We start from the raw sequence: 12,780 nt of genomic DNA on the forward strand, positions 1-12,780 counted from the left end.
TATAACAACGGGAGAAAGCTTCGTTATCTTGCTATTCTATTCGGAAATGAGTACAAGCGCAAAGAGTTCAGGTTATACTGTTCATGGAGGCGATGGATAGTGGTAACGATGACAGACGAGAAGTGGCAAGCTATAATCGGCAATAATTCCGTTTACGACGGCGAATTTTATTACGCGGTTATAACGACCGGCATCTTTTGCCGGCCCTCCTGCAAATCGAAGCCGCCCAAACCGGAAAATACAACCCTTTTCAATACCGCCGATCAGGCAATCAGCGCAGGATACCGCCCCTGCAAGCGCTGCAGGCCCCGCGGCTTGCGGGTGCCGGACGAAGAATGGATCGCTTCGGTCACCGATTACATCGACAGAAGCATCTCCAACCGCAGCCTGACCTTGAAAGTTCTTGCGGACATTAGCCACGGAAGTCCCTATCACCTGCACCGGACCTTCAAGAGGGTAACCGGCCTGACGCCGGTCGAATACATCCGGCAGCGGCGGATCGGCAAGGCGAAGGAGCTGCTGCTCTCCACCGAGCTTTCCGTTGCTGAGGCGGGAGCCTGCGCCGGCTTGCCGAACGCCTCCTATTTTATTACCCTGTTCAAGAAAATAACCGGCCTGACGCCGGCGGAGTACCGCCGTTTAAGCGGCATGAACGAAAGCGAGGGCTTGCACGATGACAAATAAACCGGAAAGAAGCGTCCAATGGTCCGTAATCGCCCATGAGGACTGGCGGTTACATTTTGCGGCAACAGAGAAAGGACTATGCTACGTCGGTTCCCCGAACCGTCCGCTGAGCGAATTGGCGGATTGGGCGTCCGCACGCCTTCCGGGCTGGAGCCTGGTCCGGGACGATGAGCGGCTAAGAACGTATTGGGCCGAGCTGTCCCGGTATTTGCAAGGAGAACTCCGCGGCTTCACAATTCCGTTCGACCTTTACGGGACCCCCTTTCAGCAGGAGGTTTGGCAAGCCTTATGCGGCATTCCTTACGGGAAAACGGCCTCTTATTCGGAAATAGCCGCTCATATCGGTAAACCTTCCGCGGTACGGGCCGTCGGAGCCGCGATCGGCGCGAATCCGGTCCTCATCGCAATACCTTGCCATCGCGTTATCGGGAAAAACGGGGCGCTAACCGGCTACCGCGGCGGCATGGATATGAAAAAAAATCTTCTGCATTTGGAGTGCATCTGCCATGAAACCGGTCTATTTGTATAAAACCCCAAAAACGATGCTGAATAAAGGGACCGGCTTCCTGTCCGGGTACAGCCACTCCCTTAATCCTTACTCGGGCTGCTCGTACGGCTGCTCCTATTGTTATGTCCGGCAAATGCCGGTCGCTACCTTCCGCAAAGAACAATGGGGAGCTTGGGTCGATATCAAATCCGATGCGGCCGCCGTCTTTCGGAAGGAGCTTGCCCGGGCAAAAACAAAAGGACCGGTTACGATCTTCATGTCCTCCAGCACCGATCCTTATCAGCCTATCGAGCATAAAGAAGGTGTGACAAGGTCCCTGCTCGAGGTCATGTGCGCCGATCAGCCCGACTTCTTGCTTGTGCAAACGCGCAGCCCGCTTGTCACACGAGACATCGATTTGCTGAAGCGATTGGGAGCGAACGTCCGCGTTAGCATGACGGTCGAAACGGATTTGGAGCCGATCCGAAAGCACTTCTCGCCCGGTGCGCCGCCGATTCCCGCAAGATTGAACGCCCTGCGGCTTCTTGCTGAAGCCGGCGTGCCCGCACAGGCAGCGGTCGCCCCTCTTCTGCCGAGCAGCGAAGGCTTCGCGGAAACGCTGCGCGCTGCCGTCGACCGCGTTTGCGTGGACGATTATTTCATGGGCGACGGCAGCGGCGGCAGACGTACGCGCAGTCTCGGCATCGAAGCGCTGTACCGGGAGATCGGCTTGGAGGAATGGTACGATACTTCTGCCAGCCGGTTGCTGTACGAGCGCTTTAGCCGGGTATACGATGAGGATCGGTTATTCGTGAGCAAGCAAGGATTCGAGCCTTGAATCAAACATTATTCCGCAGGCGAGTACTATCCGGCCTTGCCTTCATCGGACTTTCCCCCTTTGGCCCGGAAGCTCCCTCTCCGTAACGGGAACCGCTTTTAACTGGACGAATCTTTGAAAATGAAGAAATAGAAGTTCATGGCCTCCTGGACTTGATCGTTGCGGCAGTCTCCTTTTGTCGAAAAATGAGATCGGATGACCAAGTGCCCGTCCTTATTTCCCTTCACATTAACACAGAAGGTGAAACGGGATTTCTTCCGGTTTGCTTTATTAATCCCGCGCCCAGCTCTGCCGCGCCGTTGTTATAGTGTCCCCGGTAAGTATCGCTTTCTCGATCATCAAACCGATATAATGGTCTTGCGAAGCCTCCTCGAGGCCGTAAAACGACGGGCCGCCTTTGATATAATCGGCCATCTTCTGCAGGCAGCTCGCGATCGCAATCTCATCGTCGTAAAGTCTGGACGGGGCAAAAGGATTTTCGTAAAGCCACTGCTCGCCGCACAGGATGCCTTTAAGAAAATAACCTTCCTGATTTTCCCATTCCCCTTTGTTAATTCTTTTCAGCTCCAGCTGCAGCGGAACCGTCGACGCTTCTTGAATGAGAACGCGATTATCGAATATTTCGCCCCGTTCTCCTCTTACCGATAAATGGTTCGAGCGGGTCCACGAGCGGTGCTGGTCCTTCGTAAAATCGTAAATGCCGAGACGGTCGCCAAAATCGAGCCATGCCAAATCGCGCTGCAACGCTATCATTTTGTCTTCTGAAGGAGGGCCGCTGCGGGTCGGTCCGTTCACCCAGCGCGATTCGAAACGCATAGCTCTAATCGTGACTTCCTCAAACCCGATGCCGAGCATTTTACGGATTAAACTGACGCCATGATAAAAGTGGGATACGGAAACGGTTGCCTCCGTTATGCTCCCGAGCCTTCCCGAACGGATAAGCGCCAGCCGCGCCTCTTGCACCGGGTGTAAGGGATATTGTTCGGCTATCTGAATCTGCGCGCGCGCGGCAGCCAGCTGCTCGTAAAGCCGCTCGAGACCCTGCAGGTCGGGAGCCGGCGGCGTTTCGGCCAGAACCGGCATCCCGGCTTCGGCCAGACGGAGCATGTAATCCATTCCTGCCGGCCCGTTGACGGAAACGACAACGAAATCGGGGCTTTCGTTCATAAGCAGCTGCTCAAGGGTCCGATAGGTTGAGACGCCCCATTTCGCTTCCATGGCTCTGCCTTTTGCTTCATCCCTGACGACGATTCCGCATATCTGAAAGCGTTCAGGCAAGGCTTCCGCGATTCTCAAATAATATTGGGCGCGAAAGCCCGCTCCGCCGATAATACCGAATTTTACAGGCATAGGAAAACATCCTTTCCTCGGAAAATTAAATCGCTTTCATCCTATACTATCAATCCCAGGCATCCGTTGAAATAGGAAATTGGCAGGACGTTATGTCCTCATCCATCCGCTTACCTCAAGTATAGTATGTCACTTATTTTTCAGCTCTTTCGGAATGCTCCGCGGTTAGATATAATGACTGCATCAACGAATCAGGAGGACAAGAATCAATATGGTCTATCAAGCAAATCCTCAACGCTATAACGACATGATCTATAACCGCTCCGGCCGCTCCGGGCTTAAGCTTCCTGCGATTTCCCTCGGCTTATGGCATAATTTCGGGGGCGTCGACCAATACGAAAACGGCAGAGCAATGATCCGCAGAGCCTTCGATCTCGGCATTACCCATTTCGATCTCGCCAACAACTACGGACCTCCTCCGGGCTCGGCCGAAGAGATGTTCGGACAAATGCTGAAGTCCGACCTCGCTCCATACCGCGACGAGCTTATCATTTCGACGAAAGCCGGCTACCGGATGTGGGACGGGCCATACGGCGAATGGGGCTCCCGCAAATATTTAATTGCAAGCCTCGACCAGAGCCTGAAACGGATGGGGCTGGACTATGTCGATATTTTCTACTCCCACCGTCCGGATCCGGATACTCCGCTGGAGGAAACGATGCAGGCACTGGATCAAGTGGTTCGTCAAGGCAAAGCGCTTTATGTCGGAATTTCAAGCTACAGCGCGGAACAGACGGCGGAAGCCGCCAAAATTCTGAAGCAGCTGGGCACGCCGCTGGTCATCCATCAGCCTTCTTACTCGCTGCTCAACCGCTGGATCGAAAACGGTTTGCAGGACACGCTTGATGAGCACGGAGCAGGCAGCATCGCCTTCTGCCCGCTGGCTCAAGGCTTGCTTACCGATAAGTATTTGAAAGGTATTCCCGAGCATTCCCGGGCATCCAAGACGACCGGCTTCTTGAAAGCGAAGGATATCCGGGAGGAGCAGATCGTCAAAGTGTCCAAGCTGAACGAAATCGCCCAATCCCGCGGTCAATCGCTTGCCCAAATGTCATTGGCATGGGTGCTCCGGGGGGAGCGCGTTACTTCGGCGCTGATCGGAGCCAGCCGCGTCAGCCAAATCGAGGACAATGTCGCAGCTCTCGCTAACCTCAGCTTCACGCGCGAAGAACTGGACCTTATCGACAGCATTTTGCAATAAATGCATTTACCCGAAAGCAAACAGCCTGCAAGCGTTTATCGCGCCTGCAGGCTGTTTGCTTCACTGCTGTCAATTCGTTTCGATGCCTTCAGTTTTTCATAACGGCGCCATAAGCCTACAAGAAATCTAGACAGCAAAGATTTCGCGCTCAGGCTAAGAAACGTATAGTACCAGCCCCAGCCCTTATGCCATTTTATTAATCTTGTGTAACGCTCGGCCCAGCATTCAAACAGCGTAAACGGTACCGTAAAAAGAAGCAGCTTGGCTGCAATCATATGTTTTTTATCGGTTTTTGTCGCTTGAGTAAACATGAAGGTAGCCGCAGGAAAAATAAACAAATCGAATAATATGTGAATGCGGAAAAATCTCGGCAGAAGGCGTGTGGGATACGAAAGGATTTTGCCCTTTATCAGCAAATGATCCAGGAGCGTATTTGTCAATGCGTCCAGAATAAATGCGATCAGTAATTCCTTCCGGGGATATTTCTTCAACATGACAGGCAGCAAGCCGGTTGTGAGGAACAATAATCCGAATAAAAATCTTTTTTCATTTTCTCTGCTTCCCACCTTTGCCCCCCTCCCCCCTTGTTCATAAGATTGAAGTTCAGCCGGCTCTTTTTTCTATAGGCATGTCAACAGGCACTTCGAACTTCCATACCCAAAACACGCAAAAGATTGCGGATATGACATAAGCGAGCAGAGGCCTTTTGTGATGCAGTCGAAGCATCGGAAACATGGTCACATCGAATATGGCCGACCACATCAAATTCCAGCCATGTTGATACAAAATCCGGCTGTTCGTCGAAAAAAACCATTCGACAGCAATATAAATTAGAATCCACTTAAAGTAATGCAGCATTTTCTTGTTCGTTTGTTCCGGATAGTTGCACAGAAAAAGCAATGACGTAGCAGGAAAAATAACGAACGTATACAACATTTCCGTCATGCTGTGATTAGGCATTAAATCCGGATTAAGCCTCCACAAGAAGTAGTTCGCCGTCAGAAAGTTATACAGCAAATTGCCAAGTGCAAAATACATCATGGTGGTATGATATTTTTTCCAATTTCTCCAGTCGCCCCGACGCCACACACTAATAATCGAGATCACGCCAAGTACGAGATGCACAATCGATTCTCCTCTTAATTTCAGTATTGTTTTTTATTGTTTCTCAATCGCGTTTTTTCATACGGTTGTAAAATTGCATGTGCATGTCCATCAGGACAAAAAAAAACAGCCGCAAAGGCTGCTAAATTTTGTGTTGGGTTGTTATGGATATTATCCGGTTTAATCTAATCCATGCTCTTTCCGGATCTTGTATAAGCCTTGCAAAAGCAATTCCGATGGATCTCTGTTCAGAAGGTAATGCGTCAAAAGCAAATGAATCGGAACCGCGCATACGTTATTTCCGTCTTTAATTTCCGGAACGCCTGCTTCAAACACTGGGCCAAACTCCTTGTGCCAATCCAGACCGGCATAAATTTGCTCGGGGGCAAACTCTTCTCGAACGGCCGCCATACATTGCGGAACGATTATTTTGTCGATGACAGCCTTCGCTTCGTCTTCGCTTGCCGGAGGAGCAGGAAACGCCTTTCCTCCTTTGGTCTTCATTAGTTCTGCATAGAAGGAAGCCATCCATAAGCTCGGATCGTTGCCAGACTGGAAATTTACGACTAGTTCCCGGAGAAAGAAGCCGCATGAATACCCTTTATTTTCCTCGTCTTTAACTTGAAACATAAAAACCGGACCGTATTGGTCATGATTCAATACTTGCCCTTCGACTTCGTCAAAATGCATTTTCAATGCAACCATACCGTTGTGGTAGACGGCTTTGACGAGCTCAACCCGCTTCTGCTGCTCCTCGGTATCGGTTTCGTTTGCTTGGCTGCCATTGGCCTCCAAATTTGTCGTCTCATTTTTCATTCAGCTTCACCCGGTACTAGTATATCATCCTAGGGAATGAATCGTCTAGCAACCGCTTACAGGTAGAATTAATTAGAAAATATTCCCTTATTTTGCCGAACTCCGATCGGCAAGCCGTTCAAGCCTGTCCGCTCCAGGCAACTGCAGATCCTGTGATCCTGGTTTGCCTCCCCGACCAGCCGGACGACAGCTGCTTGAACACTCCCGGTCCCATAGCCTCGTATAACGTTTTCGTTGCTGCATCTCCTGTCATTATTTTAAACCTGGATGATCTGTTTCCATCATCCATTGTACATTTTACACTGTACAGTCCTTTCCGCGCATGATCGTAATAATCAAATGCCTTCGGCCGGGAAAAACATAGGTTTCTTTTTTTCCCTTTTTGTCATTATCCCATTAGCTCAGAATGAACCAAGCTGCATATAAGACGCCCCTCGAATTAGACAGACTCCTTTCGAATTAGACAAACAGCATTCGAGTTAGACTCCCTTCGAACGCGAGAAGCCGTTTAAACGAAAAACCTCTGTTTATCCCCCTATAAATTGAATATAAACCATAAAAAACCAAATTATTATAGAAACAGGAGTTGTTAATTATTGCAAAGAGGCCTTGTGTTGATAGATAAGAAGCCGGAAACACCTAGCTTTAGCAGACTGTTAAAGGCATACTCTACTCCCCTGCTCTGATGATTAAGTCTGAAGCAGTATTCGTCTAAATAAGATTGTGCCCGTTCGTATCTTATGCCATGAAATGTGTCATTTATCCATTGAAAGACGGTCCTAGCCAAAGAATGCAGCTGATCGAAGGCTCCTCTCGGGCGCCGGTAATTTCTGTTTATAGTGATGGTATTCGAAAGTGAACTGACGTGATTTTCCATAAACTCGAATTCAGCTTGCTCGTTTAACAATTTACGGGGATTTTGTTCGCATTGGATAAGTTTAAGCTTTACATAAACGCTTTCGTCATTGATGTTTCTTGCACGGGCTATGATGGAAGAGCGTTCTTTCATTAGAGCTTCGGGATAAGGATGTGGCTGTGACATGAAAACTTCTAATTTCGCATCAATTACACCGCAGAGCAGCTGTGTGCGGTCATGTTCGGATATGGACAGACGGATTTTGTTCAGTATGGACCAGGCGGTTTTGTACGTAACCTTAATAAGGGTTGAAAGTCGCACTGCATTGATACCTTCCTTGCAGGTCGCAACGATAAACATGGTTAGCAGCCATTTATGAAGAGGTGTTCTGCTCTTCTCCATAATTGTGCCTGTAGTCAACGAAGTCTGGAACCGGCAACGGCGGCATTCATAAAGCGGTAATCTTCTAGAGCTCACAGTATAGCATGAATTATAACTGCATTTTGGACAGACGTACCCGGCAGGCCACTTTAATTTATGTAATAGAGGCTTTTTTCATTTGAATATTCCTCTTGAAAAGTCTGATAAGGAATTGGCATCCAAATCCCCCTCTCTAATAGGAACATATGTTCTCATTAAATATTAGCAGATACAATCCGAAAAAGCAAGCAACGATTTCAGGGGTTATCTAGCTTGGGATGATTTAATCGAATGACTGTTCAGATGATTGTTTGGGTGGTTGTTCGGGTGGTTGTTTGGGGTTAATGCTTAGTTTGAGCCTTTAGGAAGATTATAAGGATTGCTAGTTCAAATATTAGAGTACCCTTATCCAAAAAATTGTGCTCCATCTCCGTTTCCTGATCTGATGGGATAGTGAGTAAAAGAGAATAAAAGCGCACCACTACTGCGATTCTCCAAGCTAGCTAGGAAAACAGATCAAAGACAGATGCTAAATCCCTTCGAAATGGCATCAGGGCTGTAAAACCGAACAAGTCAGCCTTGACTGTTTTAAGGGATAAGCAGATGTGCATATACTATACGGCTATATTCCGAGCGGCCGACGGCTTCATGGCTTTTTGTCCAACGAAAAGGAGTGACCGTATGAGAATCTGTCTCGCGGGAGAAGGCGATACCCTTATAACGATCGCAACCAAGTTTCAGGCAAAACTGGATCAATTGGTTGCGCTCAATCCCCAAATTGGCAGTCCGAATTTAAATATTGCCGGCAGACACGTTATGCTTCCCCCTGCCATATCAAATATTCACAGAGCTCCGGGATCCATATCTTCAGAAGCAACCGGAGAAACTGACGATATTCCTCCTTCCTGTCCCCCCGAGCAACCAGCAGCGGACTATCTGGAGCAATGGATTCCGCTTACCTCTGTGGAACAAATGGCCGAGCAGGAATACGATGCGCTGATCGTTGGAACGGGAGCCGGAGGCGGAGCGGCGCTGTGGAGGCTTTGTCAGCAGTGGAGTACGGAGGGCAAACGGATCGGTGTCGTGGAGGCGGGAGAGGTGCTCCTGCCGACTCATGCCGGGAACATTCCCACTTTTAATGGCGAACGTCAATGGAAATATTTTTCAAATCCGAAAATAACACAATTCATCGGGAAATCCTTACCGGAATATGCAGGCGCGAAGCTCTTGCTAGCCCTCGGGGGAAGAACGCTGCAATGGGGTTTCGTAACGCCGAGGATGCCTTATTCCGTTACTTCTCAATGGCCGGTGACGCCCCAGGAAATGGAGCTATATTACAATATAGCCGAAAAAGAAATGTACGTTAACGGTGACTACACCAAAGAATCTTCCATAACTGAAATCGTACTGCAAAGGCTCTGGACTGGGGGGTTCCCAGAGTCCGACTATATCCCGCTATCTGCGGATCTTCAGCAAACCAAATACGGAGAGATTCATTCCAACGTGTTTTTCAGCTCGCTCATTTTTCTAGGAAGAGCCCTTAATCTGATGCCTTTCGATCTTGCGGTTAAGGCACGAGCCGTTCAGGTTACGACTGCAAATCATACGGCTACCGGTGTGAGGGTGATGACCCCTGACAAACAATCGCATTGGTTAAAAGCGAAAAATGTGATTTTGTCGGCCAGCGCCTTTGAATCGCCGCGAATCCTGCTCAATTCGGGAATCCGTGGACATGCGATCGGCCGCTATTTGACCAATCATTCGATGCTGGCCACGGTAGGAACCATCGAGACACGGGATTTTCCCGAGGTTGTAGGCAATCTTGGCATTATCATTCCGCAAACCGACGACCGTCCCTTCCAGCTCCAGCTGCACGGTCCGGGAGATTATTACAGGTATCATTATGAAGCAAAACCGATACGGGAACAATGGAGTCTCGGATTATTAGGATTCGGCGAGGTTGAGCCGCGGTTTGAGAACAGGCTGAGCCTCGATCCTCTCAAACGGGATGAATATGGAATCCCAGAAATACAAATTCATTTCTCCTACAGCGAGCGTGATCAGGCCATTATTCGCAGCACCGTATCCGCCATGCAGCAGGCCGCTTCGGCCTCCGGTATCCGGTTGAGAACGGAAAACAACCAGCCGGACATTTGCCTTGCCCTCCCCGGCGCCGATAACCACGAATCCGGAACTTGTCGAATGGGAGACGATCCTATGACTTCGACCGTCAATCGATATGGGCAAGTTCATGGCATTTCAGGTCTCTATGTAGCCGATAACAGCGTATTGCCTTCTATCGGGGCCGTCAACCCGACTCTTTCCACCGTCGCCCTCGCCATTCGTACCGCCGATTATATCGTAAGCCGATAAATGATAACCCGATAAACGCGCTGGTGAAGCCTTGGTCGAGCTAAAAGCCGCCACGCTTTGCTGCGCGTTCTCGGCGGACATCCGCCCGGTGTCCGTTCGTTCTTGACTTCGCGGATAGTAGTAACTATAATGGTTACAACGGTGGTGATGCAATTGAAGCAAATAAGCACGCGTTTCTCTATCGCTGTTCATACGCTTTCCCTGATCGCATTTTGTTCGGACGAATGCACCGGGGATTTCATAGCGGGCAGCGTCAATACGAACCCGGTGGTCATTAGAAGAATTATGGGAATGCTAAAAAAAGCAGGATTAGTGGAAGTGCGTCCCGGTGTGGGCGGCGCCTCTCTCCTCAAAGCACCCGAGGAAATTACGCTTCTTGATATTTACCGGGCAGTTAACGTCATTGAAGAAAACCAGCTCTTCCGCATTCACGAGGCTCCGAATGTGCAATGCCCCGTCGGACGGAATATTGAAGAGGTTCTTCAAGCCGAGCTGTATGAAGCACAAGCCGCTATGGAACAAAGGCTGGCGCAAACGACTTTGAGTCAGCTGACAACGAGGTTCAAATAAATGAGGGCTCCTTTTAAGCGAGCTTTTATTTTATAGATACGTTGTAACCACATGAGTTATAACGAGAAGCATTACAACAACATTTTTTGGGAGGAATTGAAGATGAACTTATTAGTTACAGGCGCAACAGGAAAATTAGGAACAAAAATTGTAGATACACTGCTGAAAGCTGTGCCGGCTGAAAATCTTGCCGTAAGTGTGCGCAATCCGGAGAAAGCTGAAAGCTTGCGCGCCCGCGGTGTAGACGTTCGCCACGGAGATTTCGACCGTCCGGAAACGCTGGATTTAGCTTTTGCAGGAATTGATCGCTTATTGATCATTTCTGCAGACGGAGACAACGATACAAGAATTCGCCAGCACACGAATGCCGTAGCTGCCGCAGATCGCGCCGGCGTTAAATTTATCGCCTATACGAGCTTGGCGGATGCTGGCGAAAGCGCGATTTTTCTCGCTCCGGTGCACCGATTCACGGAAAAAGCCATTATCGAAACGGGCATCCCTTATTCTTTCTTGCGCAACAACTGGTATTTGGAAAATGAAATCGGAAGCATTCAAGGCGTATTGGCCGGGGCACCTTGGGTGACTTCTGCCGGTTCAGGCAAAGTAGGCTGGGCATTGCAGCAGGATTATGCGGAGGCGGCGGCAGCCGTATTAGCGGGAGAAGGACACGAGAATACGATTTATGAGCTGTCGGGCAAGCTGTTAACACAAGAAGAACTCGCGGCTGCGCTAGGCACGGTACTAGGCAAGGATGTGCCTGTTCAGCATGTCGATGACGCCGTTTATGGCGAGATCATGAAAGGCGCCGGTGTCCCCGATTTCGTCATTCCAATTCTCGTAGGCATCCAGCAAGGCGTTCGGGAAGGCACACTGGAAATCGAAAGCAACGACTTCGAAAAGCTGCTCCGCCGTCCGGCTGTTCCGGTCGACCAAGGCTTGCGTCAAATCGTTGACGGACTCTCTCAAGGGAAGTAATCGTTCTTTTCACCCTGTAAGAAGGGGCACCGTCCTGCCAACGGCAATCGGACGGTGCCCCTTCATCGATTAGTTTAGAATAATAATCCAGTAAACGGGTTTTTAGGATTGAACTGTAATGACTACATTCCCCTTTTTGTGCCCTTTGTCTACATAGCGATGCGCTTCCTGCATTTGCTCGAGCGGATACCGCCTGTCGATAACCGCCTTCAGTTTGCCTGCTTCCATCAGTTCTCTGAGGAAAAGCGCATCTTCCACTCGTTCTTTTGCAACACCCTGCCCATCGACCGTCACGTATGCTCCGCCCGGAGTTAATACCGCCCTGCAGCCGGCTTTCGTGATTTTCCCAACGGCATCAAAAATTAGATCGTATCTCTCCCCCTTTTTCGTAAAATCCTCTTTCGTGTAATCCACGACCCGATCGGCTCCAAGCGATTTCACCAATTCCAAATTGGCGCTGCCGCATACCCCTGTTACTTCCGCCCCAAAATGTTTGGCAAGCTGTACCGCAGAGGTACCTACCGCTCCTGAAGCTCCGTAAATAAGCACTTTGTGTCCGCTCCGAATCTGTCCCCTTCGAAAAAAATGCAAAGCCGTCGTTCCGCCGAAAAGAACGGCCGCCGCTTCCTCGTATGTCGCATTGTCCGGCTTGACGGCCACCAATCCGTTCTCTGACAAACAGGTATACTCGGCATATGCGCCGAATCTCATCCCGGTCATTGCAAAAATTTGATCGCCTTTCTTGAACCGTGTCACCTTGCTCCCCGTTTCAACGACTACGCCCGCTAATTCCACGCCAAGTATAGGTTTTCTCGGTTTGCTGAGGCCGAGGAATAACCGCATCGGGATCCAGTACAATAGAGGACTGTTAAAGCTTCGAACTCTGCAGTCCCCTGATGTTACGGTAGTGGCATAAACTTTAACCAGTACTTCGTGGTCCTTAGGAGCAGGTTTATGTACCTCCTTAACCTCCAGCACATCCGGCGGTCCATACCTTGTACAAATTATCGCTTTCATGGATTCCCTCCTTTTTTGCTATTTGCATAAGTATATGTTCCGCCTCTTCGTAGAGAACCGTTTGTCTGTAGCGGACGTAAACGCCGCTT

At 49.7% G+C, this 12,780-nt stretch carries 13 protein-coding genes; 7 read left to right on the top strand and 6 right to left on the bottom strand.

What is annotated here, in order from left to right; genetic code table 11:
• Positions 1 to 108 precede the first annotated feature (108 nt).
• From KP806_RS07090 to KP806_RS07100, 3 genes are read left to right on the top strand one after another with little or no spacing between them, the layout of a single operon-like run.
• Positions 109 to 684, top strand: coding sequence for a bifunctional transcriptional activator/DNA repair enzyme AdaA (locus KP806_RS07090; protein WP_224723108.1), 576 nt, complete (start codon positions 109 to 111; stop codon positions 682 to 684).
• Complete coding sequence (locus KP806_RS07095; protein WP_224722873.1) at positions 674 to 1,213, top strand: methylated-DNA--[protein]-cysteine S-methyltransferase; 540 nt, start codon at positions 674 to 676, stop codon at positions 1,211 to 1,213. The genes KP806_RS07090 and KP806_RS07095 overlap by 11 nt, the downstream gene beginning before the upstream one ends.
• Complete coding sequence (locus KP806_RS07100; protein ID WP_224722874.1) at positions 1,191 to 2,009, top strand: SPL family radical SAM protein; 819 nt, start codon at positions 1,191 to 1,193, stop codon at positions 2,007 to 2,009. The genes KP806_RS07095 and KP806_RS07100 overlap by 23 nt, the downstream gene beginning before the upstream one ends.
• Before the next feature lie 270 nt (positions 2,010 to 2,279).
• Here the strand turns inward: KP806_RS07100 and KP806_RS07105 are convergent, their stop codons facing one another.
• Positions 2,280 to 3,359 (bottom strand): Gfo/Idh/MocA family protein, encoded by a 1,080-nt coding sequence (locus tag KP806_RS07105; protein WP_224722875.1) that lies wholly within the window; start codon positions 3,357 to 3,359, stop codon positions 2,280 to 2,282.
• Positions 3,360 to 3,570: 211 nt separating this feature from the next.
• Here KP806_RS07105 and mgrA point away from each other — a divergent pair, with 211 nt between their 5' ends.
• Positions 3,571 to 4,560, top strand: coding sequence for an L-glyceraldehyde 3-phosphate reductase (gene mgrA / locus KP806_RS07110; RefSeq protein WP_224722876.1), 990 nt, complete (start codon positions 3,571 to 3,573; stop codon positions 4,558 to 4,560).
• Between the two features lie 35 nt (positions 4,561 to 4,595).
• On the opposite strand, the gene KP806_RS07115 is transcribed toward mgrA, so the two are convergent.
• The 4 genes from KP806_RS07115 to KP806_RS07130 all read right to left on the bottom strand — a co-directional run bounded on the left by KP806_RS07115 (position 4,596) and on the right by KP806_RS07130 (position 7,738).
• Positions 4,596 to 5,126: a CBO0543 family protein gene (locus tag KP806_RS07115; protein ID WP_224722877.1), complete on the bottom strand. Its 531-nt coding sequence runs from the start codon at positions 5,124 to 5,126 to the stop codon at positions 4,596 to 4,598.
• A 37-nt stretch (positions 5,127 to 5,163) separates the two neighbouring features.
• Positions 5,164 to 5,685: a CBO0543 family protein gene (locus KP806_RS07120; RefSeq protein ID WP_224722878.1), complete on the bottom strand. Its 522-nt coding sequence runs from the start codon at positions 5,683 to 5,685 to the stop codon at positions 5,164 to 5,166.
• Between the two features lie 159 nt (positions 5,686 to 5,844).
• A complete protein-coding gene (locus KP806_RS07125) occupies positions 5,845 to 6,480 on the bottom strand; it encodes a hypothetical protein (protein ID WP_224722879.1) in 636 nt (211 codons plus the stop codon).
• A 589-nt stretch (positions 6,481 to 7,069) separates the two neighbouring features.
• Entirely contained in the window at positions 7,070 to 7,738 is a 669-nt protein-coding gene (locus tag KP806_RS07130) for a hypothetical protein (protein ID WP_224722880.1), read from the bottom strand.
• Positions 7,739 to 8,437: 699 nt separating this feature from the next.
• Between KP806_RS07130 and KP806_RS07140 the strand changes: the two genes are divergently transcribed.
• The 3 genes from KP806_RS07140 to KP806_RS07150 all read left to right on the top strand — a co-directional run bounded on the left by KP806_RS07140 (position 8,438) and on the right by KP806_RS07150 (position 11,674).
• Positions 8,438 to 10,129 (top strand): GMC oxidoreductase, encoded by a 1,692-nt coding sequence (locus KP806_RS07140; RefSeq protein WP_224722881.1) that lies wholly within the window; start codon positions 8,438 to 8,440, stop codon positions 10,127 to 10,129.
• Between the two features lie 153 nt (positions 10,130 to 10,282).
• The gene (locus tag KP806_RS07145) at positions 10,283 to 10,699 is read left to right on the top strand and encodes an Rrf2 family transcriptional regulator (protein ID WP_224722882.1); all 417 of its coding nucleotides are present in this window, start codon (positions 10,283 to 10,285) and stop codon (positions 10,697 to 10,699) included.
• Between the two features lie 102 nt (positions 10,700 to 10,801).
• Positions 10,802 to 11,674, top strand: a complete 873-nt coding sequence (locus KP806_RS07150; protein WP_224722883.1) for an SDR family oxidoreductase — start codon at positions 10,802 to 10,804, stop codon at positions 11,672 to 11,674.
• Positions 11,675 to 11,776: 102 nt separating this feature from the next.
• Here KP806_RS07150 and KP806_RS07155 read toward each other — a convergent pair whose 3' ends face one another.
• On the bottom strand, positions 11,777 to 12,691 hold the full coding sequence (locus KP806_RS07155; RefSeq protein WP_224722884.1) for an NAD(P)-dependent alcohol dehydrogenase: 915 nt from the start codon (positions 12,689 to 12,691) through the stop codon (positions 11,777 to 11,779).
• Between the last annotated feature and the right edge of the window lie 89 nt (positions 12,692 to 12,780).

Source organism: Paenibacillus vietnamensis, from assembly GCF_020169515.1.
Taxonomy (GTDB): Bacteria; Bacillota; Bacilli; order Paenibacillales; family Paenibacillaceae; genus Pristimantibacillus; species Pristimantibacillus vietnamensis.

Excerpts from the sequence above, each read along its gene's own strand:
- KP806_RS07090 (WP_224723108.1), top strand. The coding sequence starts at position 109 with ATGACAGACGAGAAGTGGCAAGCTATAATCGGCAATAATTCCGTTTAC.
- KP806_RS07105 (WP_224722875.1), bottom strand. The coding sequence starts at position 3,359 with ATGCCTGTAAAATTCGGTATTATCGGCGGAGCGGGCTTTCGCGCCCAA.
- KP806_RS07100 (WP_224722874.1), top strand. The coding sequence starts at position 1,191 with ATGAAACCGGTCTATTTGTATAAAACCCCAAAAACGATGCTGAATAAA.
- mgrA (WP_224722876.1), top strand. The coding sequence starts at position 3,571 with ATGGTCTATCAAGCAAATCCTCAACGCTATAACGACATGATCTATAAC.
- KP806_RS07155 (WP_224722884.1), bottom strand. The coding sequence starts at position 12,691 with ATGAAAGCGATAATTTGTACAAGGTATGGACCGCCGGATGTGCTGGAG.
- KP806_RS07140 (WP_224722881.1), top strand. The coding sequence starts at position 8,438 with ATGAGAATCTGTCTCGCGGGAGAAGGCGATACCCTTATAACGATCGCA.
- KP806_RS07130 (WP_224722880.1), bottom strand. The coding sequence starts at position 7,738 with ATGGAGAAGAGCAGAACACCTCTTCATAAATGGCTGCTAACCATGTTT.
- KP806_RS07095 (WP_224722873.1), top strand. The coding sequence starts at position 674 with ATGACAAATAAACCGGAAAGAAGCGTCCAATGGTCCGTAATCGCCCAT.
- KP806_RS07125 (WP_224722879.1), bottom strand. The coding sequence starts at position 6,480 with ATGAAAAATGAGACGACAAATTTGGAGGCCAATGGCAGCCAAGCAAAC.
- KP806_RS07150 (WP_224722883.1), top strand. The coding sequence starts at position 10,802 with ATGAACTTATTAGTTACAGGCGCAACAGGAAAATTAGGAACAAAAATT.